Here is a 26,818-nt window from a genome sequence, read left to right as displayed (position 1 = left end):
AAATGAACTACCCCGCAGCAAGCTGCGGGGTATCGAAGGTTGCAACCTCTACATATAATCCCATATGCTATACTGCTTTGTTTTCTCTACGTTTTTATAGATTGTTTTATAATTTTTTTCCTGTCCCTGTTCTTTCACATATCTACTTATGATTTGCTCATTCCCATGTTCACTCACCGTTGCTACGTAATAGCCATCTGTCCAGAATTCTCCTCCCCACAATTTTTTCTTCACTTGTGGACATTTCGCGAACACCTCCCGGGCTATGATGCTCTTCACTATTTGGATGATTGAAAAAGTTTGTTACGCAGCAAGCTGCGGGGAATTAAACCCTCTTTTTGATTAAATTTACTTTCGTCAACTACGTAATGGCATTCGTAACTGTGGCTTACCAAGATGACCGCCGCATTCTCTGCATACGCACACTTTGATACCGTAGAGTTCTTCAAGAATCTCCGACATTTCCATTTCTCGCAGTTTTGAAAGATATTTCCGGCATCCGAGCAGATTTCTGCAGAGGGTCAGTTTTCTGTTTTAGTGTTAATTGTTTCCAGTTGCCTTTATTACGGTAATCTTTTACTGAAAACGTAACATTTTCTTCATCCATGCGGATGATCCCGGTGATTGCTGATTCGCGCAGCGATTTTGTTCAATCCTTGTTTGGATGGTCATAATGCAGATGTCCGGATTCTCCAGTGCCTTCCGGTAACCAGCATCCGTCAGAAACAGCCTCATCCTCCCTATTCTGTCAAGTGATTTCCACGCAGGTTCAGCCTAATCCTTGTGGTATCTCCAAGTCCAATAAAATCAACACTTTTGAACCTTACATTTCCACCTGAGAGCATCTACGTCCACCTCAAAGCGGTATGATAACACAGAGCCGAAAGCCTTGATTTACCTGGTCTTCGGCTTTTTTTGTTTTTTACCGTACACCTTCGGCATACCAGACATATAATATCATAAAATCACAAACTAAGGACCATTGTATATGTATAACAATAATCCCTACTCTGTACCAACACTTAGGATGACCCAGGTAGAAGACCCGGTTGATCCCGGTTTCACATATCCTGATACTGACGTCGTAATTCCATCTCCTGACGATGAAATCGACCCTGATTTTTCAGTCACGCCTCCTTACTCCCCGGACTACCCTGTACGTCCGGATTATCCTGTGCGTCCTGATTATCCAGTTCGCCCGAATTACCCTGTTCGCCCGAATTACCCTGTTCGCCCGAATTACCCGTCATATTCCCCTATCCCCTGCGTGTTCTGCAACAATAACCAGTGGATTCGCGGCGGAATACGCCTGTTAAATGCCGCCACCGGATATAACCCATTTACCGTGTATATAGATAACCGGGCTGTTTTCTCCGGACTGGATTTTTCTGAAGTGACCCAGTACCGCCAGCTGTCCCAGGGCTATCATACATTCTCCATTATGGGCTCAAACGGTTACGTATATCTCCGCAAATCCATGTATGTGGGTGACGGAATGGCCACCATCGCCATTGTCAACTCCTCCACAGGCCTGGACCTGGTATCTATCAGTGATACGGCATGCCCCACGGACTGGACCTCTTCCTGCTTCCGGGTCTGCAATTTAGCCTATTACAGCGGACCAGTCAATGCCTCCCTTGGCAATATCTATTTTAACTCTGTAAACTTTGCCGATGCAGCCAGCTTCAGCCGGCTCAGCTCCGGTAACTATACCCTGCGTGTAGCCCGTTCCGCCCGCCCGGAAAACACCCTGGTTACCACGCCGATAACATTGAATCCATCCCGGATTTATACCCTGTATGTGTTAAACTGGAATCCCTCCGCGGATACCATACAGACACTTCTGGTAGAAGACCGGAGAAGCTAATTAACAATCGTGGAGGGAGCAGCGGAATTTATGCGGCCCCCTCCCCTTTTTCGTATAAAAGCCTGTGTTTATGGCTCTGTTCTTGATAAAATAGAGTAAAACTTACAGTGCCTGACAGCCGTCCGTGCCGCTGCTGTAATTAATAAAGTAGCTAAAACCAATAACACCAACGGTTGACAATGCTTCAGTAATGTTAGCAGCTCCAAACACCATGCAGGAAAGAAGGGGTGAGATGTTGGCTGCCGCACAGATTCCCGATATCCCCAATAACATGGCAATGGCCAGAAATCCCCTGAGGTCGGTTCATCCAGGCCGGTAATCATGCGGAGTGTTGTGGATTTACCGCATCCTGACGGCCCTACCAGAACAGTGAACGTATTTTTTAGTAGAAACAGCCCTGTTAAACTCTTGTGCGAAACCCCAATTCGTCGTATACTATAAAATAATGCGAAAATTCAGGAGGATACAGTATGGACAAGATTAAGATGACCACCCCGATTGTTGAGATGGACGGCGATGAGATGACTAGAATTCTCTGGCAGATGATCAAAGACGACCTGTTGCTGCCATACATAGATTTAAAGACAGAGTACTATGACCTTGGACTGGAATACAGGGATGAGACTAACGACCAGGTAACCATTGATTCCGCCAATGCCACCAAAAAGTACGGCGTGGCTGTTAAATGTGCCACCATCACCCCCAACGCGGCCCGCGTGGAGGAATATCACCTGAAGGAAATGTGGAAGAGTCCCAACGGAACCATCCGTGCCATCCTGGACGGAACCGTGTTCCGTGCACCTATTGTGGTAAAGGGAATCGAACCATGTGTTAAGAACTGGAAGAGGCCCATCACCATTGCCAGACATGCTTACGGCGATGTTTACAAGGGTTCTGAGATGAAGATACCGGGTCCGGGAAAGGTGGAACTGGTTTACACTGCCGGGGATGGCTCCGAGAGCCGGGAACTGGTTCACGACTTCACCTGCCCCGGCATCGTACAGGGTATGCACAATATCAATAAATCCATTGAAAGCTTTGCCAGAAGCTGCTTCAACTATGCCCTGGATACCAAGCAGGACCTCTGGTTTGCCACCAAGGATACCATCTCCAAAAAGTATGACCATACCTTCAAGGATATCTTCCAGGAGATTTTCGACAGTGAATATGCAGAAAAGTTTGATGCTGCAGGCATCACCTATTTCTACACCCTGATTGACGACGCCGTGGCCCGCGTCATGAAATCTGAGGGCGGCTACATCTGGGCCTGCAAAAACTACGACGGCGATGTCATGAGCGACATGATATCCTCTGCCTTCGGCTCCCTGGCCATGATGACTTCTGTCCTGGTATCCCCGGACGGCAACTATGAATACGAGGCTGCCCACGGAACCGTACAGCGCCACTACTACAAGCACTTAAAGGGTGAGGAGACCTCTACCAACTCCGTGGCAACCATCTTTGCCTGGACCGGAGCACTGCGCAAGCGCGGCGAGCTGGACGGCAACAAAGAGCTGATGGAATTTGCGGATAAGCTGGAAAAGGCCACCATCGACACCATTGAGGGCGGCGAGATGACAAAAGATCTTTCTCTGATTACCACCATTCAAAATCCAGTGGTACTTAACAGCGGGGACTTTATTAAGGCCATTGCAAAGAGGCTGTAAAAAGATTGATAATAAATGGCTGGTCCATTTGTGGTTTTTCCACTGGACCAGCCGCTTTTTTATCGCTTATCTCCTATTATTGCCTTTTGTTTCCTACGCTGCTAATTCATCGGCAGCCTCTCAATCTCACTGTCAATCAACTTCATCTCTTCCCCTGTAAGTTCCCAATCATATGTGGCACAATTTTCATATGCCTGCTGTGGGTCGCGTACCCCACAGATAGCTGTGGATACGTAACTCTTATCATTCTCTTCCCAATCCGGAAGCTCACGTATTGCTCCAGTCAGAATACCAGCCCCCAAAGATCCATATGTCATGGTTCCGATTCCTTGTGTCTCACACCAAGCCAGCAGTTCCTTCTGGCTTTCTACCTGACATTTGAAAAGCTGATTACACACCGCTTTGACCGATTAGAGGATTATCTGGATACAATTAAGAAAATGCCGGCCGTCATTCCATTGACGGTTCCGGCATATTCAAGGTATTATTATAGAGTTAAATACTATCAATAAAACCTGTCACCATCCATATCATTTAAAGAAAAGCGAGGACCCCTGCCATGAAAACCGACCGCCTCCTGGCCCTGCTCTCCATCCTTTCCGAAACAGACAGAATAACCGTCCGGGAACTATCCAGCCGCCTGGAGGTCTCCCGAAGGACCATATTCCGGGACCTGGAATCCCTTGGGTGCGCAGGCATACCTGTGTTTTCCTATATAGGTCCGGGCGGCGGCGTGTCTATTCTGGACAGCTATAAGCTAAAATATAAGGTACTGTCCGCAGACGATAAGGAAAAGATATTTACCGCGCTCCGGGGCCTGAGAAGCATTGACAATGACAGCTCCATCACCCATCTGATTGCAAAGCTGGTTCCTGAACAGGAATCCGCTGTCTTTTCCCAAAGTGATTGTGTAATTGATTTATCCTCATGGTTTAATAACAGCATTATCCATGAAAAAATATCCCTCCTCCGCAGTGCAGTCCATGCCCGCAGCCTGGTCCGCATGGAGTATATATCCAGCAGTTCCCGCAGCATAAGAATAATCGAACCCCACAAATTGGTATTCAAACAGTCCTGCTGGTACATTTACGGGTACTGCCGCCGGCAAAATGCATTCCGCCTGTTCCGGCTGAGCCGTATTGCTTCTCTGGAAACACTGAATGAAACCTTCACGCCGCGGGCTCTTGCGTCCATTCCCTTTCCCCAGGACTACGGAGCAGACTTCCGTCATACGGAAGGCGGATCCTCCCCTCACCCAAAATCCCCAGCACCTTCCTTCCAGGTGCTGCTTGAGTACCACATATCAGACGAATTCGAACTGACAAAAACCTTTGACGCCACCTATTTCCAGCGCTCCCCGGACGCCAACGACCATTTGGGCCGCATCTGTTTCCAGACCTCTGACATGGACTTTGCAGGAAAGCTGGTGTTTGGGCTGCTGGACAAGGTAAGGGTCATTTCCCCGCCGGAACTTCGCCAACAGATACGATGCCGCCTGGAAAAAATAATCCCTCTGATATCATCACAGCCAACGGTACTGCTGCCCTGGAATTTGCCAGGGAAATCCTGTTCCTTTTGCAGGCCAAACCGGAATCCGCCATCTCGCAATGGTACGATGGACATAAAAATGGTTTTTACTAAAGCCGTTTCCTGCCATAAAAAGGGAGGTCCTGGGGCCTCCCCTTCGTATTAATCCCTGTTCCCCATAACCATAGTGCTCCACCACATAGTCAATATCCTTATCACCTCTGCCATAAAAATTATATCCCTGAAATCTCTTATATCTATAAAACGGACCGGAATGCTTCCTCCAGATCCTCCAATATGTCGTCGATGTGCTCAGTCCCGATGGACAGGCGGATGGTTCCGGGACGGATTCCCTGCTCCAGAAGCTCCTCCTCATTCATCTGGGAATGGGTGGTGGAGGCCGGATGGATCACCAGGGACTTTACATCCGCCACATTGGCAAGAAGGGAGAACAGTTCCAGATTGTCGATGAATTCCCTGGCCTTCTCAGCCCCGCCCCTTATTTCAAAGGTAAAGATGGAACCGCCTCCCCTGGGGAAATACTTTCTGTAAAGCTGCTGCTGGACCGGGTCCCGGCTCACACTGGGATGGTGAACCGCTTCCACCTGGGGATGGGCCTTCAGGTATTCCACCACCTTAAGCGCGTTTTCCACATGGCGTTCCACCCGCAGAGACAGTGTCTCCAGCCCCTGCAGAAACAGGAATCCGTGGAAGGGTGACAGGGTAGCCCCTGTATCCCTTAAGAGAATGGCTCTTATGCGGGTGACAAAGGCAGCCGCTCCCACATCCTGAGCAAAACGGATGCCGTGATAGCTGGCGTTTGGCTCTGTAAGTCCGGGGAACTTGCCGGAGGCGGCCCAGTCAAATCTTCCGCCGTCCACAATCACGCCGCCCACCGTGGTTCCGTGACCGCCGATGAACTTTGTGGCTGAGTGTACCACGATGTCGGCGCCGTACTCAATGGGACGGACAAGGTATGGCGTGGCAAAGGTATTATCTATGACCAGCGGAATCTGATGCCGGTGCGCAATGGATGCGATTTTTTCTATATCAGCGATATCGGAATTTGGGTTTCCCAGTGTCTCTATAAAGACAGCCTTTGTATTATCCCTGATAGCAGCTTCTACCGCCTCTAAATCGGCCGGATCCACAAACGTAGTCTCCACCCCATATTCAGGAAAGGTGTGGGCCAGGTAATTGTAGGTGCCTCCGTAAATATGGCCGGAGGACACAATATGATCCCCTGCCCGTGTCAGGTTCTGGAATGTATAGGACAGGGCCGCTGCCCCGGAAGCCGTGGCCAGGGCCGCCACGCCGCCTTCCAGCTGCGCCATTCTCTGCTCAAATACATCCAGGGTAGGATTTGTAAGACGGCTGTATATATTCCCCGGGTCACTGAGATTGAACCGTGCCGCCGCATGGTCACAGTTGTCAAATACATACGATGATGTCTGGTAAATCGGTACCGCCCTTGCCCCAGTCGAAGGATCCGGATGCTCCTGACCTCCGTGAAGCTGGGTTGTCTCAAATTTAAAATGTCTGTCTGCTCTCTTACGCTTCTCTCCCATGATATTGTCCTCCGTCTCTTTATTCCTACTATTTCTATAGGTTTAATTGATAATATCATGGTATTTTTTTCCTGTCAAGAATTTATTTTAGTACATTCTTAAATTCTTAAACCTCACATTTTTGGCCCCGCGCATTCTTAAACCGTACTTCCCTTATCCATCTCAGGCATTCCCGGCGCGTTCTTATCAGAAGGCGCGCATCCAAACATCTTTTTGTAAGCCCTGAAAAAGCTGGAATAGTCTCCAAATCCCGCTCTGGACGCCGCCTCTGCCGCCGGCACCCCCATTGCCAGCTCCTTCCTCACGATTGCCATGCGCTTATAGAGGATGTACCGGGCCACCGTGGTTCCCGTGGCCCTCTTAAATACAGCTGTCAGATGATTCTTACTCATATAGAAGGTCTGGGCCAGCCCTTCCAGGGTCAGGGGGGCAGACAGGTTCTGGTTGATGTAGCGGATGATTTCCTGAACCTGTCCTTCCTTTCCCCTGGAAGTCCCTGACGCCTCCCTGAATATTGCAAAAATCTTGGTCAAAAGAGACAGGACCCGTGCGCGGATTGCAATATCCTGTAAATTCTTTCCATAATTCCCGCACTCCTCCAGGGAATGAAAATACCACTCCAGCTGGAACTGTTCCTCATAACAGCACCATCCGGTCCCAAAGGGCTCCAGCAGCAGCGCCTGTTCATCTTCCTCCAGAAGTTCGGGGGCGAAGTGCAGGCGTATCCGGTTATATTCATCCGAATCCAGCACCCTTAACCCGTGAAAACAGCCCGGCGGTATGATAATCAGGCTTCCCGGCCTGGGTGTGTAGGTCCTGCCCTCCAGCAGATACTCCGCATTGCCTGAAATCATGTAATAAACCTCGTATACATCATGGCAGTGCATCTTATACTCCATATCCGCTTCATCGCTGCGCGTATGGGCATATACCACCTTCTGCGTCTTAAAGCTTTCTTCCTGGTACATGGACCTCCTCCTTTCAAAAAACGGCTGTCCGCAGCCGTCCCTATCCTCTGCGGGCACACGCCGCAGGTACATTTAATCCTATTCTATCACAGCTTGTGGTAATTGCAATATTTCTTTGTCTTCTGACAATGGTTTTTGCAATATACCTGTATTATAATATGTCCTGTAAGCAAGAGAAACACAGCAAATAAATTGTTGCAAAAACCGAAAGGGCCCTCCCCCTTTCACACATTTTATCCCCTTTATACACAGTAAAAGACCAGGCATCCCCAGTGCCTGGTCTTTCTGTAACTGTTGCTTTTTGATATTTTCTATAATTCTTTTTTCTATGATTTTTTTATGGCCAGATTGCCCTTGCTGCCTTCGCCTCCACTACCCGCTTCACGGCAATCAGGTAAGCGCCGGTGCGCAGTGTGGCATTCTGTCTCCCGGCAATATCCCATACAGCCTCAAAGGCCGGATCCATGATATTCTTCAGCTTCTCATTGACTTCTTCCTCTGTCCAGCTGACGGACTGGATATTCTGAACCCATTCAAAATAAGAAACCACTACGCCGCCTGCATTAGCCAGGATATCGGGCACAACGGTAATGCCTCTGTCCCGGAGTATCCCGTCAGCGTCTGCGGCCACCGGGCCGTTTGCAGCCTCCACGATGATTTCCGCACGGATTTTATGTGCATTGGAAGCGTTAATCTGATTTTAAAGGGCTGCCGGCACCAGTACCCTGGCATCCATCTCCAGCAGTTCCTCATTGGTGATGCGGCTCATTCCCTCTTCATTGTAATCCTTTAACAGATTCTTCCTGATAAGGGAGAGATAATCCAGGATAGCCGGTACATTAAGTCCATAAGGATTACAGATCCCGCCGGATACATCGCTGACTGCTATGATTTTCATTCCTTCCCTGTGAAGCAGCTTTGCTGTGATGAACTCCAACAGGCCCATGTTCATATCCAACTGGGCTGCTGCGGGCTTTCCCCTGGCCATATTCAGTTTCAAATTCAGTTTCTTGGATTCCTGGAACTGTATGGTAAGCTCTTTTAACATATCATTCAGTTCCTGCTTGGAATATTCCGTTACATGTTTCATTTATGGCCTCCGCATCAAACATTAGTCAGATATATTTGTTCTTGCCTTTATTATAAAAATATCCTAGAATAAAAACAAATATTTATATTTGAATAAAACTTATAATCAAAAACTTATAGGAGGTGCCGCTATGTTCAGCGGGATGAATTACGTATATGAAGTCTATAAGGAACAGAGCTTTTCCAAGGCTGCTGAGAACCTTTACATATCCCAGCCGGCCCTCAGCTCCATGATCAAGAAGATTGAGACAAAGATAGGCATGCCCCTCTTTGACCGGAGCACCAGCCCCATCCAGCTGACGGAATGCGGCAAGAAGTACATCAAGACCGCCGAGAAAATCATGGACCTGGAAAATGAATTCGCCTACTATGTAGGCAATCTCCAGGAGCTGAAAACAGGCCGTCTGTCCGTTGGCGGGACCATACTGGGCCGGGCAGGAATCCAGCTAAACTATACATTAAAGCTGAACCAGCTCTTAACCACCTATCACCTGACAGAGTACGGCATGGGCGCCTCATTTGTCAGCGACACCGTGGTCAAGTGCCTTCCGGAAAACCCGGATATCATATATTATAAGATTGACGACCCTGAGGCAGTAAGAGATGTTTAAAACAAACAAATAAGGGGGTAAGAAAAATGGTTGGATGGCCAGAAATCCTTAAAAAGGAAAACCTGACAAGGGAAGAAAAAAAATGTATCTGCAACCGGCTCATGACCACGGAGAGCCACATGGAGCAGCTGATACTGAAACATTTCACGGAGGAGGATTTCCGCAGGGTCTGGATGCGCAAGATTGGCGGAGGCGTGATTGGCGGCAAGGCCTGCGGCCTGTTGGTTGCCAGGAAGCTGATTGAACTCAACATGCCGGAGTACGCAGGACATGTGGAACCCCATAACTCCTTTTTCATCGGCACGGATGTTTTCTACCGGTATCTGGTGTATAACCGCTGTGCGGAGTTAAAGGCCAGGCACCGTCTGGAAAAGGAACATTTTAAGGAGACCGAGGAGCTGACCAAACGGCTGCGTGGCGGTTCCCTCCCCGAAGATATCCGGGAAGAGCTGAGCGATATGCTGGACCACTACGGGACCACCCCCATCATTGTCCGCTCCAGCAGCATCATGGAGGACGGATACGGCAATGCGTTCTCCGGCAAATACGAGTCCATTTTCTGCATGAACCAGGGCACCAAGGAGGAACGGATGGAGGAACTGGAGGAGGCTATCCGCCGCGTATACGCCAGCACCATGAACGAACAGGCCATTGAATACCGAAGGAAACGCCATCTGTTAGATGTGGATGAGCAGATGGCCCTGCTGATTCAGCAGGTGGCCGGGCAGCAGTACGGCGACCTCTATATGCCGGTGGCCGCCGGTATGGGCTGTTCCTATAACCCTTATAAATGGATGGAGCACCTAAGCCCGGAAGCAGGAATGCTGCGCATGGTCATGGGGTTGGGGACCAGGGCTGTGGAGAGGACGCCCGGCGATTATCCCCGTCTCATCGGCCTTGACAGGGCACAGGCCAACTTAAGGACCACCCTGGCTGAACGCCACAAGTTCTCCCAGCGCAAGGTAGACGTCCTGGACTTTGGCACCAAGTCGCTCTGTACCAAATCCCTGGAAAAAATACTGGACCTCTTTCCCAAATGGCAGAAGAAAATGGTCCTCAGCAGGGATACGGACGCCGAGGACATGCTGGCCGAACGCCACATATACAGAACCATCTATTTTGCGGACTGCCAGGGCCTGGTGGACAATCTGGAGTTCATCCGGATGATGCGCTCCCTCATGAAGATGCTGGAGAAAGAATATGAACGCCCGGTGGATGTGGAGTTTGCCGTCACTAGTCCGGAGGAAGGCGTATGGAGGCTGAACCTGCTGCAATGCCGTCCCCTCCAGACTGCCAAATCCGATCAGGTACATATACCGGACGGTGTGGACCACGAATTTCTCTTTGACGTGCGCAGGACATCCATGCGCCGGTCCAAGGAGGAACGCATCGACTATATTGTGTGGGTGGACCCTCAGAAATACTATGAATACGAATATGCCAAGAAGCCGGATGTGGCCCGTTTAATCAGCCGTATCAACCAGCATTTCGAGGACACGGATAAGAAGCTGATGCTGCTGGTGCCCGGCCGCATCGGAACCTCATCCCCTGAATTAGGCGTACCCGTGGTCTACGCGGAAATTAGCCAGTTCAGCGCCATCTGCGAGGTGGCCTACGGAAAGGCAGGCTACCACCCGGAACTATCTTACGGCAGCCACATGTTCCAGGACATGGTGGAGGCAGATGTGTATTACGGCGCCATCAATGATAACAGCAAGACCAGGCTGTACCGGCCTGAACTCCTTACCAGATATCCTGAGGTGTTAAAGGATATTCTGCCCGGTGAATCCCAGGAGCTGGCTGACATCGTAAAGGTCCATGACGTAAGCCGGTCCGGGGCCACCCTGACCCTGGATGCCCAGGAGGGCCGTGCCGTGTGCCGGATACGGGGCGCGGGGCAGACTGCCGAGCGGTAATGGGCTGACAGCGCGCTCGGACTGTTCCGCCTTGCGGACATAAGAGCACACGCTCCAGTTTGCCAACCTCTATTTTTAAATCAGAATCTTACCCAGCAGCAAAGCCCCCACCGTCGGTGAGGGCTTCAGACTGTGCTTCCCCGCCTTTTTTTATTTAAAAATGAATTTCCAGGCAAAAAATCCCATAAAAAACACTCCGACTATTTCTGGATATACTGACAGTTTTTAAATAACCTAAAAAAACGCATCAAGCTCATACTAATCATGAAGCCTGCAAAAGGCCATCAACAGAAAGGAGTGAATCAATCATATGAATTTATGCAATTGTGACGCCAAAGTACCTGTATCACAATGCGGGTGCGGCAAAGAGCTTCCCGCTCCCGGACCAGGAGTACAGCTGGCCATTGCCACTGTTCCCATGCAGCCCTGGGAAACGCCCTATGAGCCATCCAAAGCCCTGAAACAGGGGACTATTTTCCCCTGCCTGGATCTGCCGTTTTTTATAGTAGGAGGTGAAAAAAATGCCTGACCGCTGCCAGCTGCTTCAGCAGATTAATGAGATAAGTTTTGTTGTCAATGACCTGAACCTGTATCTGGATACCCACCCCACAGACGACCAGGCATTAGACGCGTTCAGCCAGGCTATGGCCCAGAGAAAACAGCTTCTGGATTCCTTTGCAAAGGAATATGAACCCCTTACCCTGAACTGTGTCTGCCCTGAAACCAATAACAAGTCCGAATCCCATACCAAGTATCCCGGCCAGAAGCATTTTACCTGGTCAGACGGACCTCTGCCTTGGGACTGCCCGGAACATTAAAATAAGGAGGTGTCTAACCATGTGGACTTATGAAAAACGGTTACAATTTCCCGTAAAAATTACCAAGACCTGTCCCAAGACAGCGTCTCTGATTATCAGCCAGTTCGGCGGGCCTGACGGCGAATTAGCTGCTTCCATGCGTTATCTTTCCCAGCGTTACACCATGCCATGCAAGGAAGTGGGCGGACTGCTGACAGATATTGGCACAGAAGAGCTTGCCCATCTGGAGATGATCTGCGCCATTATCTATCAGCTGACCAAGAATCTGACCCCGGAACAGGCCAAGACAGCGGGCTTTGACGCTTATTATATCGACCACACCACGGCTCTGTGGCCAACGGCTGCTGCGGGCGTTCCCTTTAATGCCTGTGAATTCCAGTCCAAGGGAGATGCCATAACAGACCTCCATGAGGACCTGGCAGCGGAACAGAAAGCCAGGACCACGTATGACAACCTGATCCGTATTATTGAAAACCCGGAGGTAAGAGAACCCCTTAAATTCCTCCGGGCCAGGGAAGTCGTTCATTTTCAGCGTTTCGGGGAGGCGCTGGAAAAGATAAAGTCCAAGCTGGATGAAAAGAATTTCTACTACTTCAACCCAGAGTTTGATAAGCAGTTTGTACAGAACCAGAAATAAAAGATTAAACACGACGCCGCTTCGTATACTGAACTGTATGAGGAGCGGCGGATTACATACAATCCGCTTCTTTTCACACCCAACCATCGATCACATCAATTGAAAACTTAAAATGATCTTCCGGCATGCCCTGTTCCTTCAGCCGCCGTCTGATGGTCTTCATATAATGGTTTGATATCGCCCTGCATATATCCTCCGTATTCCCGGTGCGGCACACGTCCACCAGCTCCTTATGAATTGGGTACTGGCGGTCTATCATGGCCCTGCTGTCAGGGTTGCCGGCATAATAATTGATGGCATTTCCATAGTTTAAGTCCGTCCACCCCTTAATCAGCCGCGGCAATCCGCTGGAGCGTATGATGGCCTCATGAAGCATGTTATCACAGGCAATGGATTTGTTATAATCCGTTTCCTTTAAATCCTTCATAGACTCCAATGCCGCATCCATCTCGGCAAAGGCAGCCTCTGAAAACACTCCCCTGCACAACTTCACTGCCAAAATCTCATAGGTGGCCCTCAGCAGATAAATCTCGTAAATGTCCTCCAGGGTGATATTCTTCACTGAACACCCCACATTTCTCACATATTCCACCAGGCCTTCCTGTTCCAGCTGTCTCAGGGCCTCCCGAATCGGACCGCGGCTCACCCCAAGTTCGTCTGAAATGTCCTGTTCAATAATTCTCATTCCCGGCGCCAGCTCGTGGTTGAATATCTTCATACGAATGACGTCCACTACATTTTCACGCAGTGTCTGATACGTTAATTTTCCCATAAAAGCGTTTCCTTTTCATATTCCAACAACATTTTTCAATTATTCTGTCACAAAATAATATTATCATAAGAAAATCCCACGGTAAACATGTTCTGAAAAAATGGCAATACTCCGGCACCTTAGACCACAAGCGCCGGAGTTTGTCTTAGGCTTACGCCTTTCTTATGTTTACAGGCCGCATATACCCTTGATGACATAGGATACAAAGATTCCCACATAGTTTCCGCAGGCCCCGGATATTACACCCATAATTAAGCCGACGTTAATCAGGGATTTCCAGTCTGCACCTGCCGCGGTCAGGGATGAGGTTGGTCCGTCTACAATACATCCCACCATGGACAGGATTACATACTCATACTTAATCTTAAATATGCGGCAGATAATAAGGTGCAGTACGATACAACCAATCAGCATGAACAGTACATACAGGGTCATCATAAGCGCAGAACCGATGAACTGCTGCAAATCCACTGCAAATCCGATGGTTGCAAGGAAGGTCAGGGATATAAACAGACCTAGGTCAAGATTTCCGCGCAGCTTCTGGACAGGCTTTAACTGTGCCAGGCCAATGGATACCGTTGTAAGAATCAGCAGCCGTCCCGCTTTCCAGAAGGTATCCGGAAAAATGGACTGTGCAATCACAGTACATACAAAGGACACGCCGAAACCAATGGTCAAAAGCCATGCAATATCCCGGATGGACCATCTCTTATCGGACATCAGGGGCTCGTCCTCTCCGTCGTCCAGCTCCTCTTTTGTAAACTGATAAGGCCACAGCTTGTTCCAGCGTTTGGAAGCCTTTAAGATGGCCGGCGCCGCGAACAGAAATACCATTAACGGAGTTGACACTACGTAGTCAGCTGCATTGGCTGCCGCAAGGGTTTCCCTTGAACAGTCCAGACCTGTTGCGATGGCTGTCAGGTTAGGTGTTCCGCCTGTGTAGGTGCCTACAAACATACCGGCGCACTTCCAGCCCTCGGTAATCCTTGGGGCAAAGAATAATCCCAGTATGATGGCAATAAAACATACGGAAAAAATAGCCGATACCAAAGCAATGACCGGCTCCCTGTTCAGCTTCTTCAGCTCATGCATGTCCATGCTGAGCAGACAGATGGATATGGCGGGTGTCACGCAGTATGTAGACAATGCGCTGTAAAAATCATGTGAAATCGGCACCACATGGGTGTTGGAAAGAATGATTCCCAATACCACAACTGTCAAAACCGGCCCCAGTGACTTAAATGCTTTGAATCTCTGTAGCCAAAGTGCAAATGCTACCATGATTAAAATCACGAATATCAGGCCTTCCGTACGTGTAATAAGTGCTTCCATCTTTTTTTCCTCTTCACCTTTCATATGTATTGATGATTGTAGATTGTGGATTGTTAACAATCTGTATTAACATCATATTAACATAACTTTTAAATATATTCAATATCTAAAAGTAAAAACTCTGTTTTTTATGCATTATTTCCAGTCTCTGTTGATTCTTCAGACGAAAATGGCCTGCCAGTATCCTCTTCGGATAAAAAATGTTTCAAAAAAATCCCGCAGACAAACCATTTTGGCCTGCCTGCGGAATTCATTCCGCATTATATTCCGATTATATTACGGCTGCATAATACCCTGCTGACTGCACCTTACCTTACAGACTACACAATACCCTGTCCCAGCATAGCTTCAACCACCTTCTCAAATCCGGCGATATTAGCACCAGCCACATAGTTGCCCGCAACTCCGTAGCGCTCTGCTGCCTCTGATACCTTTGCAAAGATATTTACCATGATTGTGTGAAGCTTATCATCCACTTCCTCAAAGGACCATGACATCCTTAAGGAGTTCTGGCTCTGCTCCAGTCCGGAAGTTGCCACGCCGCCTGCATTGGCAGCCTTGCCCGGCATGAAGAGGATCTTCTTCTCCACAAACAGGTCTGTGGCCTCTCTGGTGGAAGGCATGTTAGCGCCCTCTGCCACTGCAAAACATCCGTTGGCAAGAAGTGTCTGGGCATCGTCCAGATTCAGCTCGTTCTGTGTTGCACATGGAAGGGCGATATCACATGGGATGCTCCAGATTCCTCTTCCCTCTGTATACACTGCGGTTGGAACCTCATCCACATACTCCTTGATACGTCCTCTGCGCACTTCCTTGATTTCCTTGACAATATCCAGCTGAATGCCGTCCTTGTCATAGATATAGCCGTTGGAATCGCTTAAAGCCACTACCTTTGCTCCCAGCTGCTGTGCCTTCTCAATTGCGTAGATAGCCACATTGCCGGAACCGGATACAACTACGGTCTTGCCTGCCATATCCTTGCCGTTGTGCTTTAACATCTCATTCAGAATGTATACCAGGCCATATCCGGTTGCCTGTGTCCTGGCCAGGGAACCGCCAAAGGTAAGTCCCTTGCCTGTAAGTACGCCCTCATATAATCCTGTGATTCTCTTATACTGTCCAAACAGGTATCCTACTTCCCTGCCGCCTACGCCGATATCTCCGGCCGGGATATCCGTATCCTTGCCTATGTGGCGGTACAGCTCTGTCATGAAGCTCTGGCAGAAAGCCATGACCTCACGGTCTGATTTACCTTTGGGATCGAAGTTGGAACCGCCCTTGCCGCCGCCCATGGGAAGGCCTGTCAGGGAGTTCTTAAGTGTCTGCTCAAAACCAAGGAACTTGAGAATGCTCTGGTTTACAGATGGATGGAAGCGTAAGCCGCCCTTATATGGTCCGATGGCGCTGTTGAACTGCACCCTGTATCCCTTGTTCACCTGGACTGCCCCATTGTCATCTACCCACGGTACCCTGAAAGAAACAACTCTTTCCGGCTCTGTGAAACGCTCGAGGATACCTTCCCTGCGGTACTTCTCCTCATTGGCATCGATGACCAGCTTCAGGGAATCCAATACTTCCTTGACAGCCTGATGGAACTCCGGCTCACCCGGGTTCTGTGCTACAACTCTCTCGTAAATCTCATCAACGTATGACATTTCAATCGACCTCCTGGATTTTTGTTTGTGAAGTGTGGGGATGCTGTGCCAGCAGTGGGTCCGGCACACACTTTAGAAAAAGTATAGCAAGTTAATATGCTAAAGTCAAGAAGTATGTAAATCGATTTCACTCCTTTGGCATCGACGAGGAAAAGGAACCTTACATCCTAAACCGCCTCTACCGTGAAGGCCGGGGAGGGGAGGTTATGAAGATACGTGAGAACCAGTTTCTCTACACGGGTACATTTTTCGATACCAATGAAATGCTGTCCTGGGTCAAGACCTTTACAGGCCGTATCATGGACATTCAGGGCACCAATTCCTTTGCCATAGCCAAAATAACCCGCGATTGGGAGAAGATGTATGAGATGAACTGCGGGAATGAGTAGTAAGAGACCATGGAGTTATATCACAAAATATACAGCTGTTATTACAATGTGGTCCGCCACATACTGGATGAAGCCTGGCAAAGCCCCATAACCAGGCAGGACATGGAGCATATATGCCGTGCTTACGGTTTCCAGGAAAGCGCCCTGTCCATCATCCCCAAACTGACGGACGGCACATGGGCCCTTCTGGAGGAACAGGACATACATGCCTTTACGTCCCGCCTGGGCCATGGGGTTCCTGCCGTCCCGCTTACCAACCTCCAAAAAGCATGGTTAAAGTCCCTGACTCAGGACCCTCGTTTCCAACTGTTTTTCACAGACAGACAGTTAGAACTACTGGACAGGGAATGGGAGGGTTTGCCCTTCCTTTACCGTGAGGACGACTTTTACTGCTATGACCGCTACAGGGACGGGGATTCCTATGGTTCCCTTGCCTACAGGAAGCATTTCCAGGCCATCCTTAAAGCGATCAGGGAGGAACGGATTATTCTGGTGGCTTATGAGGGAAAACACGGCCGTATCCACGCCTTTGAAGCCGCTCCTTACCAGCTTCAGTATTCATCCAAGGATGACAAATTCCGGCTCTGCTGTCTCCAGTTCCACAGAAATACGTTCAGCCGCAGCACCATACTGAATTTAGCACGTATAAAGGACTGCCGCGTCACCGAAAAACCATGTCCGGCGGACTTAGAATACCGCTGTTTTAAACCTGTTCAGAAGGCTCAGAACCAGTGGTCCTGGAAATCAGCGGGGAGCGCAACTCCCTGGAGCGGTGTATGCTGCATTTTGCCAACTATGAAAAACACACGGAATATGACGGGGAAAAGAAATGCTGGATCTGTACCATCCACTATGATTTGGCAGATGAGACAGAACTTCTCATAGATATACTCTCCTTCGGTCCTGTGGTCCGCGTACTCGGCCCTTCATCCTTTGTTCGGCAGATTCGTAAACGGGTCAAACGGCAGCATGAGCTGTTTCACAGCGATATTATATAGGGTATGGCCGGTGACACTGCAAATCACAGCAAGGGGTCTACAAATTTAAAAAGGATGCTGTATGGCAGCCCGGGTGTATTAGTATACACCCGGACCGCCATACAGCATCCTTTTTATCTATGGTTCCTTATTTTCCTCTAATCTGAGAATCAGATTCTTAACAAGCTCTTCCTTACTCTTAAATTCCATCCTGATGCCAGAAATATACCGGAAAGCCTCCTCCCATTCGCTAATGGAATAAGATGATATGCTTACCGTGCGCACGGCATATATAATATCCTCTATATAAAACGGACTGTGAAGGTCCGAAAGGTACTGGCAGCAGGAGAGAGCCTGCAGTCTGGCCAACAGCCCCCCCTGGGATTTATCTGACATCATATAAAACTCCTATTCTACTTTCTGCATGTATATTTCCAATTTCCTCTGTGCAATCTATACATTGCAATTATATATTACATTTGTCGTAAAATCAAGGAAATGCAACCTATTTCTTGCATATTCCGGAGGAAGCCATGGATCAAAAATTAAAGCAGGATTTAAGGATAGGGCCAAACATCAGAAAATACCGTCTGCAGTCACATCTCACCCAGGATCAGGTCACTGCAAAGATGCAGCTGATGGGGATCAATATTTCACGCAGCATATATTCCCAGATAGAAAGCGGCACATATAATATACGAATCTCCGAGCTGGCTGCCATGAAGGAAATCTTTAACATCAATTATGAATCTTTTTTTGAGGGTATCATGCTGAACCACAGGGATAAACAATAACACAACATGAACAGGCCGCCTGTCAAGCGACAGACGGCCTGTTCCAAACACAAAGGATAAAGGTATTTACCCGCAATGGGTACGAATTATTTACCGTAGTATGCTTTTAAATACATTTCTTTAATCTCGCTCATAAGCGGATATCTTGGGTTAGCGCCGGTACACTGGTCATCAAATGCCTGCTCAACCATTGCATCCAGCCTGTCTAAGAAGTCTTTCTCATCAATGCCATAATCCTTGATGCAGGACTTGATGCCTACGGTCCTCTTAAGCTCCTCAATCTTGACAATCAGCTTCTGAACTGCCTCAGCATCATCCTTAGCCTGGATTCCGCAGAATCTTGCGCACTCCGCATACCTTTCACGGGTATGTGGATACTGATACTGGGAGAATGTACCCATCTTACGCGGATTCTCAGCAGCATTGAAATCAACCACCAGGGAAATCAGCAGGGCATTGGCAACACCGTGTGGCAGGTGATGGAATGCACCCAGCTTATGAGCCATGGAGTGGCATACGCCCAGGAATGCATTGGCAAACGCCATACCAGCCATACAGGAAGCATCAGCCATCTTCTGACGTGCCTCAACATTTGTTGGCTCATTGTAAGCTGTTGGAAGGTAATCAAATACGTTCTTCATGGCCTTCAGTGCAAGGCCGTCTGTATAGTCGGTAGCCATGACGGAAGCATATGCCTCCAGTGCATGGGTCAGTACGTCAACGCCGGATGCGCTGGTTAGACCTTTTGGCTGGCTCATCATGTTGTCTGTATCAACGATTGCCATGTTAGGCAGCAGCGCATAGTCTGCCAGAGGATACTTGATACCGGTCTCCTGGTCTGTGATAACCGCGAAAGGAGTAACCTCGGAACCTGTACCGGAAGAAGTAGGAACAGCAATGAAATATGCTTTCTCACCCATCTTCGGGAAGGTGTATACACGTTTTCTGATATCAATGAAGCGCATGGCCATATCCATGAAATCCACTTCCGGATGCTCATACAGCACCCACATAATTTTGCCTGCGTCCATAGCGGAACCGCCGCCCATAGCCAGGATTACATCCGGCTCAAATTCCCTCATGAGCTTGGCGCCGGCCTGTGCGTTAGCCAGTGTTGGGTCAGGCTGTACATCAGAGAATACGGTATATGTGATGCCCATTTCGCTCAGACGGTCTGTGATGACATGGGTGTATCCGTTCTTATACAGGAAGGAGTCTGTTACGATGAACGCCCTCTTCTTGCCTAAAACGTCCTTCAGCTCTTTTAATGCTACAGGCAGACAGCCCTTCTTAAAGTAAACCTTCTCAGGTGCGCGGAACCACAGCATGTTCTCTCTCCTTTCAGCAACGGTCTTGATATTCAGTAAGTGCTTGACCCCAACGTTCTCAGATACGGAGTTGCCGCCCCAGGAACCGCAGCCCAGTGTTAAGGACGGAGCTAACTTGAAGTTATACAGGTCACCGATGCCGCCGTGGGAAGAAGGCGTGTTGATTACGATACGGCAGGTCTTCATCCTTGCTGCATGCTTTAAAATCTTCTCTTCTTCATTTACATTCACATACAGGGATGAGGTATGGCCGTAGCCGCCGTCTGCTACCAGACGCTCTGCCTTGTCCAGAGCCTCGTCAAATGTCTTGGCCTTGTACATAGCCAGTACAGGAGACAGTTTCTCATGTGCGAACTCTTCGCTGATGTCAACAGATTCAACCTCACCAATCAGAATCTTGGTATCCTCAGGAACCTCAACGCCTGCCAGCTTGGCAATGGTTGCCGCCTTCTGTCCGACAATCTTGGCATTCAGGGCGCCGTTTACGATAATGGTCTTGCGGACCTTATCAATTTCACCCGGCTTTAAGAAATAGCAGCCTCTGTATTCAAATTCTTTTCTTACTTCGTTGTAAATGGATTCCATGACTGTTACGGACTGCTCGGAAGCACAAATCATACCGTTGTCAAATGTCTTGGAATGAACGATGGAGTTAACCGCCATCTTAATATCTGCTGTGTCGTCGATGATGACCGGTGTATTGCCGGCGCCAACGCCCAGTGCAGGCTTTCCTGAAGAATAAGCAGCCTTAACCATGCCGGGACCGCCTGTTGCCAGAATCAGGTCGGCATCCCTCATTACCTCATTGGTCAGTTCCAGTGAAGGAACATCAATCCATCCAATGATGCCTTCCGGTGCGCCGGCCTTCACTGCCGCGTCCAGAACCACCTTAGCCGCCGCAATGGTGCAGTTCTTAGCACGCGGATGTGGGGAAATGATGATTGCGTTGCGTGTCTTTAAGGCTATCAGTGTCTTAAAGATAGCTGTGGAAGTAGGATTGGTGGTAGGAATAACAGCTGCAATCAGGCCGATTGGCTCGGCAATCTTCTTAATTCCGTATTCCTTATCTTCCTCAATCACACCAACCGTCTTGGTGTCCTTGTATGCGTTGTAGATATACTCTGCTGCGTAGTTGTTCTTGATGACCTTATCCTCAACCACGCCCATGCCGGTCTCTTCTACTGCCATCTTTGCAAGCGGAAGACGCATTTTGTCAGCTGCGCTTGCTGCTGCAAAGAAGATTTTATCTACCTGTTCCTGTGTAAAGGTAGAAAAAGCTTTCTGCGCTTCGCGCATTGCATTCATTTTTGCATTCAGTCCGTCTACGCTGTCAATGATTTCCGGAACAACCTGCTCGATTTTCTTTGCCATTTCCTTATCCTCCATTTTCCTTGTGTTTGTTTCAGTACATTAAGGCTGTACCTGCCTGTCAAGTTATTTTTAATTGCTGCTTAATTTGTATTGATAATTAATTAACAATCTTACTGTTTGCATTATATACCTTCGTTAAAAAAATGTCAATATATAAATGAAAGATTTTATAATTTTTTTAGGAGGACTTTAATCCCTAATCTTTAGCCATGTATACCCTTGCGGGCGAGGGGGCTATTTGCTGCGATGATTTTAACAGCCTGTAGGGAAAATTGCCGCCACGGAAGATGGCTAGGTTGCAAAACTAAATCAAAAAATCGCTGCAAGCCTGCTAATATACCGGCTTACAGCGATTTTCCCTGCCTATAAATAACTTTTTAACAGTTCCACCTTATCCAACCGCTCCCAGGGCAGGTCCAAATCATTGCGGCCAAAGTGACCATAAGCAGCTGTCTGCTTATAAATCGGACGGCGCAAATCCAGCATCCTGATGATTCCGGCCGGACGCAGGTCAAAGTTGGAACGGATGATATCCACCAGCTTCTCATTGCTCAATTTACCGGTTCCATAGGTATCCACCATGATGGAGGTAGGATGGGCCACGCCGATGGCATAGGACAGCTGAATCTCGCACTTATCAGCCAGACCGGCTGCCACGATGTTTTTGGCAACATAGCGGGCTGCATATGCAGCAGAGCGGTCCACCTTGGTGCAGTCCTTTCCTGAGAATGCACCGCCGCCGTGACGCGCATAACCGCCGTAGGTGTCAACGATGATTTTACGTCCTGTCAGACCGCTGTCGCCCTGCGGTCCGCCGATAACGAAACGTCCCGTAGGGTTGATAAAGAACTTCGTGTTCTCGTCGATCATATCCTGCGGAAGGATCTCGTCAAAGATGTACTTCTTCACATCCGCATGAATCTGTTCCTGGGTCACGCTCTCATCATGCTGTGTGGATAATACCACGGCATCCAGGCGGACCGGCTTGTCATTCTCATCATACTCCACAGTTACCTGGCTCTTGCCGTCCGGACGGAGATACTTAAGCGTGCCGTTCTTGCGGACATCCGTAAGACGCTTAGCCAGCTTGTGGGCCAGGGAAATGGGATAAGGCATGTATTCCTCTGTCTCATTGGTGGCAAAACCAAACATCATGCCCTGGTCTCCTGCTCCAATGGCGTCCAGCTCCTGGTCTGACATCTTGTTTTCCTTTGCCTCCAGAGCCTTATTCACTCCCATTGCAATGTCCTGGGACTGCTCGTCAATGGCTGTGATGACGCCGCATGTATCACAGTCAAAACCATATTTGGCACGGTCATAGCCAATCTCTCGCACGGTCTCACGCACCAGCTTCTGAATATCCACATAGGCGTTGGTGGTTATCTCTCCCATGACAAGAACCAGTCCTGTGGTGGTAGCTGTCTCGCATGCCACACGGCTCATTGGGTCCTGCTCCATCAATGCGTCCAGAATCGCATCGGATATGGCATCGCACATTTTATCCGGATGCCCTTCTGTTACGGACTCAGATGTAAATAGTCTTCTCTCCATTTCAAATCTCTCCTTCTTGTTCAGATAAATGATTAACAGCAGCTGTAACATCAGACATTTACAAAAAACAAAGTCCGCAGCAATTGCGGACTTGAAAATATCTTTAAATCTTCAAATCCTCTTATTGCTCGACCAAGCATGCTTTATCCTGCCAGCATACTCCTCGCTCAGGCTGGCACCTTCCGACCCTTTCGCATATCATGCTGATATACTCAACCGGGGTTGCCGTGACTTCACAGGTCCTTTGTACCTCCATCACTCTGAATAAGGGATATTCACGAACTCTTTAATTGTAAAATGTGTTACCTTCCATATCTTATAGCAATTATATATATATGTCAATATTAAAATTTATCATTGCCTGTTCTTCCATTGCCTGTTCCGTCCTGTTTCTATCTTATGGAAATCCTTCCCTGCCCGGCCGGGTTCCCATACTCAGATGTCACGGAACCTCCCATCCGCCTTATATAGGAAGATAAGATATCCACGTCCACCATGACCTCATCCCGGATTACATTACATCCCTTGAACATGGTCATGCCGTCTCCGCCCTGTTTCAGCATATAGTTATGGGACGCTACGGTATATGTCTTGGTAAGGTCAATGGGCTCTCCCCCAACCTTGATGTCCGTTACCCTGTAAGCGCCTGACACACCGGTAAAATTTCCCTTGTCGTCTGTCCGGACGCCGGATTGCACAGATGGGTCAATGGTGTAGGTCAGACCGGACACCTGAAGGAAACCGCCGCTCTCTTGCGGATAATTCTTAGACGCCATCTCCAGTGCATCCTTAATCTGCTGTCCCGTTGCCTCGATGACACATCCCATATTTCCATAAGGGAACACGGCCAGGGTGTCGTTATATGTAATGTTACCCGGCTTAATAATGCTTCGGATTCCGCCTCCGTTGCTGAGTCCGATATCAGCCCCCAGCTCCACACGGTAAGCATCCGCTGTCAGGTCCCCCAGATTGGTCTCTGCATTTCTGACAATACGCTGCCCTGTGGCAGGGTCATTGACAGTCAGCTCGTAGGGCGTGGTGCCCAGAACAGTCTTTAATGTCTCATTGTATTGGTTCTCAATGGACAGGATGAACTGGCTGGTTCCATAATCCACAGCCCTTCCGTCCTCATTGATAAAGCTTCCGCCGGGAATCACAAGCTTAAGACCTACCGGGAGTACGTTAGTATCTTTTATCTTATCCAGATTGCTGTTATAAATGTCAATCCAGCGGTTGTAATTTCCCAGCTCCCTTTTTGCAATCCTGCTTAAGGAATCATGTTCCTTTACCGTATATTCCCTGGCCAGGTCCACGGCAGGCACCTCTGATACCAGCTCGGACCGAATGGAACCATTGGCAGATATGATCAGCTTTCCAATATGATTCAGCTTGGTTCCTGTCTGGGTCAGGACCACATTCTGTCCATTCTTATTCTTTATGTTCTCCGACGGAACGGTTTCATGGGAATGGCCGTCAATACATGCGTCAATTCCCGTGGTATTGGCAATCACACTGACGGATGACCATTTCCGGGTAATGCCGTTTTCCCCAAGATGGCCTGCCAGAATAACATAATCAGCCCCGGCTGTCCTGGCTGCATCCACGCTGGCCTGCACCTGACTGTACAGCTTCTGTCCGCTCTCATCCTCACAGAAGGAATACATATAATTTCCCTGGCTGTCCTGGAAATATGCAGGCGTGGATTTTGTAAAGCTCTCCGGCGTGGTCACGCCTACAAATGCCACCTGGGTATCCCCGTATGCAAACATCTTATATGGAGCAAAAACAGGAGCGCCTGTGGCGGTGTTTAAGAAATTGCAGGAATAATATCCGCAGTTTAATTTACCGGCCAGCTCCAGAAACCTGGACATTCCATAATCAAACTCATGGTTGCCCGGAACCGCAAAATCATATCCCACATAGTTCATAATATTGATAAGATAACCGCCGTCTGAAAGCGTACCAATGGGCGCCCCCTGAATGGCATCCCCTGTATCCACCAGAGTCACATAAGGTGTCTGCTGCTGCATCTCCTTCTTGTACAACGCCAGACCGGCATAGCCGATGTTGTCATCCACCCCGCAGTGGACATCATTGGTATACAGCACCACAATATCCTTGTCCGCTGCCAGTGCCGTGATTGGACTGCCTGTCAGGGGCAGGCCCGTCATTGTTACCGCGGCCAGGACAATTGCAAGAAACAAATCCTGCAGCCATTTAAAGCTCCTGTTCTTCATGAATTTTCCTCTCTTTCTCCAACAAACCTTACACAACTCGTATCATATATCCATCATATCACATTTCCTGTAAAAAAACGAAAGAAACAGCAGATGCACTGCAGCAGTCCAGAAGCAGCATCCCCTGGCGGGCCATGTGCCAGATAAATGCAGGCGGGGTCCGGGCATCCACATAGGCTTCCATCCGGACGGATTGCAGCCTGGTCTTCTGCGGCGAAAAGGCATTCATCGTTCCAGTGCACGCCCAGGTTGGCAGCGCGCACCCTGCCCACTTCCGCGGCTGCCTGTCTAAGAGGCGTTGTCCCAAGGGCTCAATCCGACCACCTCTATCCTTCATTTACATGAAAGCCAAAGAATTCATTCACATTGTTGAAGCACACATCCTCAATCACCTGTTTTAAGGCTGCCTCGCCGGAGAAATACTCCCCTCTGTCCACCAGCTCACCCAGGTAATTGCACAGCACCCGCCTGTAAAGCTCATGGCGGGGATAGGAGATAAAGCTTCTGCTGTCCGTCAGCATGCCCACGGACAGGCTGACCGGATACAGGCTGGCGCATGCCTCAAACTGGCGCTTGATGCCAAATGCCTGGTCATTGAACCACCAGGGCGCTCCTAACTGTACCTTTCCCTTTACGCTGCCGTCACAGAAGCCGGCCGCAAGCACGGCCCATGTCTCAATCTTCATGCCGTCCAGGGGGTAAAGTATGGTCTTAGGCAGTTCCCCTGCTATGGTCAGCCGGTTCAGCAGTTCGCCCACACTTGTCACGGAGCACCGGTCGTCCGTACAGTCGAAGCCGGTGGAATGCCCTGTCCGCCTGACCCCGTCCCTATTAGCATCCAGGTAGGTCCCGACATGAAGCTGCATCACATAATTGTTCCGGCTGTACCTGCGCCCCATCTCATAAAGGAACGCGCTCTGGTACTGGTCAACCTCATGGGGTGACAGAGGTTCATTCTTCCTTGCCTTTTCAAATATCCCGGCAATCTCCGTATCCGTATAATCAGCCCATGTAAAATGTGGGATCCCGTCATCACTGACCGTGGTGCCGGTTGTTTCCTGGAAGAACTTAAGCCTTGCCTCCAAAGCATCCAGCATGGTTTCAAAAGAAACAATCCCGATGCCGGACACCCCTTGAAGCTGGTCCAGATAATCAGAAAAGCCATCCTGTTCAATAAACATGGCCTTGTCCGGACGGAAGGCAGTGATGACCCTTGTAAACATCTTCTCTTTCTGAAGGGCAATGTGGCAGTGCAGGTCATCCACCGGGTCCTCGGTGGTGCTTACCAGCCTGACATTGGAGTGCTCCATGCACCAGCGCCTGGTCATGTGGCGCTTCACAATCAATTCCTTTGTCCTCTGATAGATTTCTTCTGCATTTTCCGCTGTCAGGGGCTCATCGATGTCAAAATACCGCTTCAGCTCCAGGGCGCACCAGATATACACAGGATTTCCAATAAGCTTTGGGAATACAGATGCAAAGGCAAGATATTTGTCATGGTAACCCGCCTTTCCTGTGATGTATTCCTCATCAATCCCAAAGGTACGCATGGCGCGCCATTTGTAGTGGTCCCCCCGCAGCCACATTTCACCCAGGTCCTCGAATTCCCTGTCATCGCATATCTCAGAGGTCTTGAGATGACAGTGATAATCTATGATTGGCAGGTTTTCAGCATATTCGTGATACAGCCTGCTTCCTGTTTTGCTTGTGAAGAACAGCTCCTCGTCAAATTTTGTGTTCATTT

General features: G+C 49.0%; 19 protein-coding genes, 8 pseudogenes and 1 riboswitch. Of the genes and pseudogenes, 11 read left to right on the top strand and 16 right to left on the bottom strand.

The features are described from left to right. Positions 1–48 precede the first annotated feature (48 nt). Both G614_RS27545 and G614_RS35040 read right to left on the bottom strand, forming a co-directional pair. Positions 49–291 (bottom strand): annotated as a pseudogene (locus G614_RS27545) (transposase); the annotation flags it as partial. A gap of 66 nt (positions 292–357) precedes the next feature. Next, positions 358–632 (bottom strand): annotated as a pseudogene (locus tag G614_RS35040) (transposase); the annotation flags it as partial. Positions 633–988: 356 nt separating this feature from the next. Between G614_RS35040 and G614_RS0114450 the strand changes: the two are divergent. Beyond that, positions 989–1,867: a DUF4397 domain-containing protein gene (locus G614_RS0114450; RefSeq protein ID WP_027642515.1), complete on the top strand. Its 879-nt coding sequence runs from the start codon at positions 989–991 to the stop codon at positions 1,865–1,867. Positions 1,868–2,008: 141 nt separating this feature from the next. Here G614_RS0114450 and G614_RS34455 read toward each other — a convergent pair. Both G614_RS34455 and G614_RS34450 read right to left on the bottom strand, forming a co-directional pair. Next, positions 2,009–2,167 (bottom strand): annotated as a pseudogene (locus G614_RS34455) (cation:proton antiporter); the annotation flags it as partial. After that, positions 2,155–2,292 (bottom strand): annotated as a pseudogene (locus G614_RS34450) (ATP-binding cassette domain-containing protein); the annotation flags it as partial. The pseudogenes G614_RS34450 and G614_RS34455, both read right to left, overlap by 13 nt. Positions 2,293–2,337: 45 nt before the next feature. On the opposite strand from G614_RS34450, the gene G614_RS0114445 reads away from it, so the two are divergent. Then, entirely contained in the window at positions 2,338–3,534 is a 1,197-nt protein-coding gene (locus G614_RS0114445) for an NADP-dependent isocitrate dehydrogenase (RefSeq protein ID WP_027642514.1), read from the top strand. A gap of 101 nt (positions 3,535–3,635) precedes the next feature. Here the strand turns inward: G614_RS0114445 and G614_RS0114440 are convergent, their stop codons facing one another. Continuing rightward, positions 3,636–3,851: a hypothetical protein gene (locus G614_RS0114440; RefSeq protein WP_027642513.1), complete on the bottom strand. Its 216-nt coding sequence runs from the start codon at positions 3,849–3,851 to the stop codon at positions 3,636–3,638. Positions 3,852–4,093: 242 nt separating this feature from the next. Here G614_RS0114440 and G614_RS27540 point away from each other — a divergent pair, with 242 nt between their 5' ends. After that, a complete protein-coding gene (locus G614_RS27540) occupies positions 4,094–5,227 on the top strand; it encodes a helix-turn-helix transcriptional regulator (protein WP_049948062.1) in 1,134 nt (377 codons plus the stop codon). Between the two features lie 91 nt (positions 5,228–5,318). Here the strand turns inward: G614_RS27540 and G614_RS0114430 are convergent, their stop codons facing one another. The 3 genes and pseudogenes from G614_RS0114430 to G614_RS27535 all read right to left on the bottom strand — a co-directional run bounded on the left by G614_RS0114430 (position 5,319) and on the right by G614_RS27535 (position 8,687). After that, positions 5,319–6,629: an O-acetylhomoserine aminocarboxypropyltransferase/cysteine synthase family protein gene (locus G614_RS0114430; RefSeq protein ID WP_027642512.1), complete on the bottom strand. Its 1,311-nt coding sequence runs from the start codon at positions 6,627–6,629 to the stop codon at positions 5,319–5,321. A 137-nt stretch (positions 6,630–6,766) separates the two neighbouring features. Continuing rightward, positions 6,767–7,597 (bottom strand): helix-turn-helix transcriptional regulator, encoded by an 831-nt coding sequence (locus G614_RS0114425; RefSeq protein ID WP_027642511.1) that lies wholly within the window; start codon positions 7,595–7,597, stop codon positions 6,767–6,769. A 337-nt stretch (positions 7,598–7,934) separates the two neighbouring features. Further along, positions 7,935–8,687 (bottom strand): annotated as a pseudogene (locus tag G614_RS27535) (hypothetical protein). 130 nt (positions 8,688–8,817) lie between these two features. Between G614_RS27535 and G614_RS27530 the strand changes: the two are divergent. The 5 genes and pseudogenes from G614_RS27530 to G614_RS0114395 form a co-directional block, all read left to right on the top strand. Continuing rightward, positions 8,818–9,294, top strand: a pseudogene (locus G614_RS27530) (LysR family transcriptional regulator); the annotation flags it as partial. 29 nt (positions 9,295–9,323) lie between these two features. Then, the gene (locus G614_RS0114410) at positions 9,324–11,213 is read left to right on the top strand and encodes a PEP/pyruvate-binding domain-containing protein (protein ID WP_027642510.1); all 1,890 of its coding nucleotides are present in this window, start codon (positions 9,324–9,326) and stop codon (positions 11,211–11,213) included. Positions 11,214–11,523: 310 nt separating this feature from the next. Beyond that, positions 11,524–11,742 (top strand): spore coat associated protein CotJA, encoded by a 219-nt coding sequence (locus G614_RS0114405; protein WP_002585055.1) that lies wholly within the window; start codon positions 11,524–11,526, stop codon positions 11,740–11,742. Then, positions 11,735–12,031: a spore coat protein CotJB gene (locus G614_RS0114400; protein WP_002576990.1), complete on the top strand. Its 297-nt coding sequence runs from the start codon at positions 11,735–11,737 to the stop codon at positions 12,029–12,031. Before G614_RS0114405 ends, G614_RS0114400 begins: the two co-directional genes overlap by 8 nt. Positions 12,032–12,050: 19 nt before the next feature. Beyond that, positions 12,051–12,668, top strand: a complete 618-nt coding sequence (locus G614_RS0114395) for a manganese catalase family protein (protein ID WP_027642509.1) — start codon at positions 12,051–12,053, stop codon at positions 12,666–12,668. A 73-nt stretch (positions 12,669–12,741) separates the two neighbouring features. Here the strand turns inward: G614_RS0114395 and G614_RS0114390 are convergent, their stop codons facing one another. The 3 genes from G614_RS0114390 to gdhA form a co-directional block, all read right to left on the bottom strand. Further along, on the bottom strand, positions 12,742–13,440 hold the full coding sequence (locus G614_RS0114390; RefSeq protein WP_027642508.1) for a GntR family transcriptional regulator: 699 nt from the start codon (positions 13,438–13,440) through the stop codon (positions 12,742–12,744). A gap of 168 nt (positions 13,441–13,608) precedes the next feature. Continuing rightward, complete coding sequence (locus G614_RS0114385; RefSeq protein WP_027642507.1) at positions 13,609–14,772, bottom strand: DUF819 domain-containing protein; 1,164 nt, start codon at positions 14,770–14,772, stop codon at positions 13,609–13,611. A gap of 320 nt (positions 14,773–15,092) precedes the next feature. Beyond that, positions 15,093–16,427 carry an NADP-specific glutamate dehydrogenase gene (gene gdhA, locus G614_RS0114375; RefSeq protein ID WP_027642506.1) on the bottom strand — a complete coding sequence of 445 codons (1,335 nt, stop codon included), beginning with the start codon at positions 16,425–16,427 and terminating at the stop codon, positions 15,093–15,095. Between the two features lie 140 nt (positions 16,428–16,567). On the opposite strand from gdhA, the pseudogene G614_RS0114370 reads away from it, so the two are divergent. Together G614_RS0114370 and G614_RS27525 are read left to right on the top strand one after the other, a co-directional pair. Further along, positions 16,568–16,816, top strand: a pseudogene (locus G614_RS0114370) (WYL domain-containing protein); the annotation flags it as partial. A gap of 9 nt (positions 16,817–16,825) precedes the next feature. Continuing rightward, positions 16,826–17,814, top strand: a pseudogene (locus G614_RS27525) (WYL domain-containing protein). 117 nt (positions 17,815–17,931) lie between these two features. Here G614_RS27525 and G614_RS0114360 read toward each other — a convergent pair. Further along, a complete protein-coding gene (locus G614_RS0114360; RefSeq protein ID WP_027642504.1) occupies positions 17,932–18,192 on the bottom strand; it encodes a hypothetical protein in 261 nt (86 codons plus the stop codon). 134 nt (positions 18,193–18,326) lie between these two features. On the opposite strand from G614_RS0114360, the gene G614_RS0114355 reads away from it, so the two are divergent. Beyond that, the gene (locus G614_RS0114355) at positions 18,327–18,587 is read left to right on the top strand and encodes a helix-turn-helix domain-containing protein (protein ID WP_027642503.1); all 261 of its coding nucleotides are present in this window, start codon (positions 18,327–18,329) and stop codon (positions 18,585–18,587) included. Positions 18,588–18,673: 86 nt separating this feature from the next. Here the strand turns inward: G614_RS0114355 and adhE are convergent, their stop codons facing one another. The 4 genes from adhE to uxaC all read right to left on the bottom strand — a co-directional run bounded on the left by adhE (position 18,674) and on the right by uxaC (position 26,816). After that, entirely contained in the window at positions 18,674–21,286 is a 2,613-nt protein-coding gene (gene adhE, locus G614_RS0114350; protein WP_027642502.1) for a bifunctional acetaldehyde-CoA/alcohol dehydrogenase, read from the bottom strand. A 363-nt stretch (positions 21,287–21,649) separates the two neighbouring features. Further along, the gene (metK, locus tag G614_RS0114345) at positions 21,650–22,837 is read right to left on the bottom strand and encodes a methionine adenosyltransferase (protein ID WP_027642501.1); all 1,188 of its coding nucleotides are present in this window, start codon (positions 22,835–22,837) and stop codon (positions 21,650–21,652) included. Between the two features lie 140 nt (positions 22,838–22,977). After that, a riboswitch (SAM riboswitch) is annotated at positions 22,978–23,108 on the bottom strand. A 121-nt stretch (positions 23,109–23,229) separates the two neighbouring features. Then, positions 23,230–25,074 (bottom strand): bifunctional metallophosphatase/5'-nucleotidase, encoded by a 1,845-nt coding sequence (locus G614_RS0114340; protein ID WP_027642500.1) that lies wholly within the window; start codon positions 25,072–25,074, stop codon positions 23,230–23,232. Between the two features lie 326 nt (positions 25,075–25,400). Further along, complete coding sequence (gene uxaC, locus G614_RS0114330) at positions 25,401–26,816, bottom strand: glucuronate isomerase (protein ID WP_027642499.1); 1,416 nt, start codon at positions 26,814–26,816, stop codon at positions 25,401–25,403. Positions 26,817–26,818: the final 2 nt, after the last annotated feature.

The organism is [Clostridium] clostridioforme AGR2157, from assembly GCF_000424325.1.
GTDB lineage: Bacteria > Bacillota > Clostridia > Lachnospirales > Lachnospiraceae > Enterocloster > Enterocloster clostridioformis_A.
This window is presented reverse-complemented; position numbering and strand designations above follow the sequence as displayed.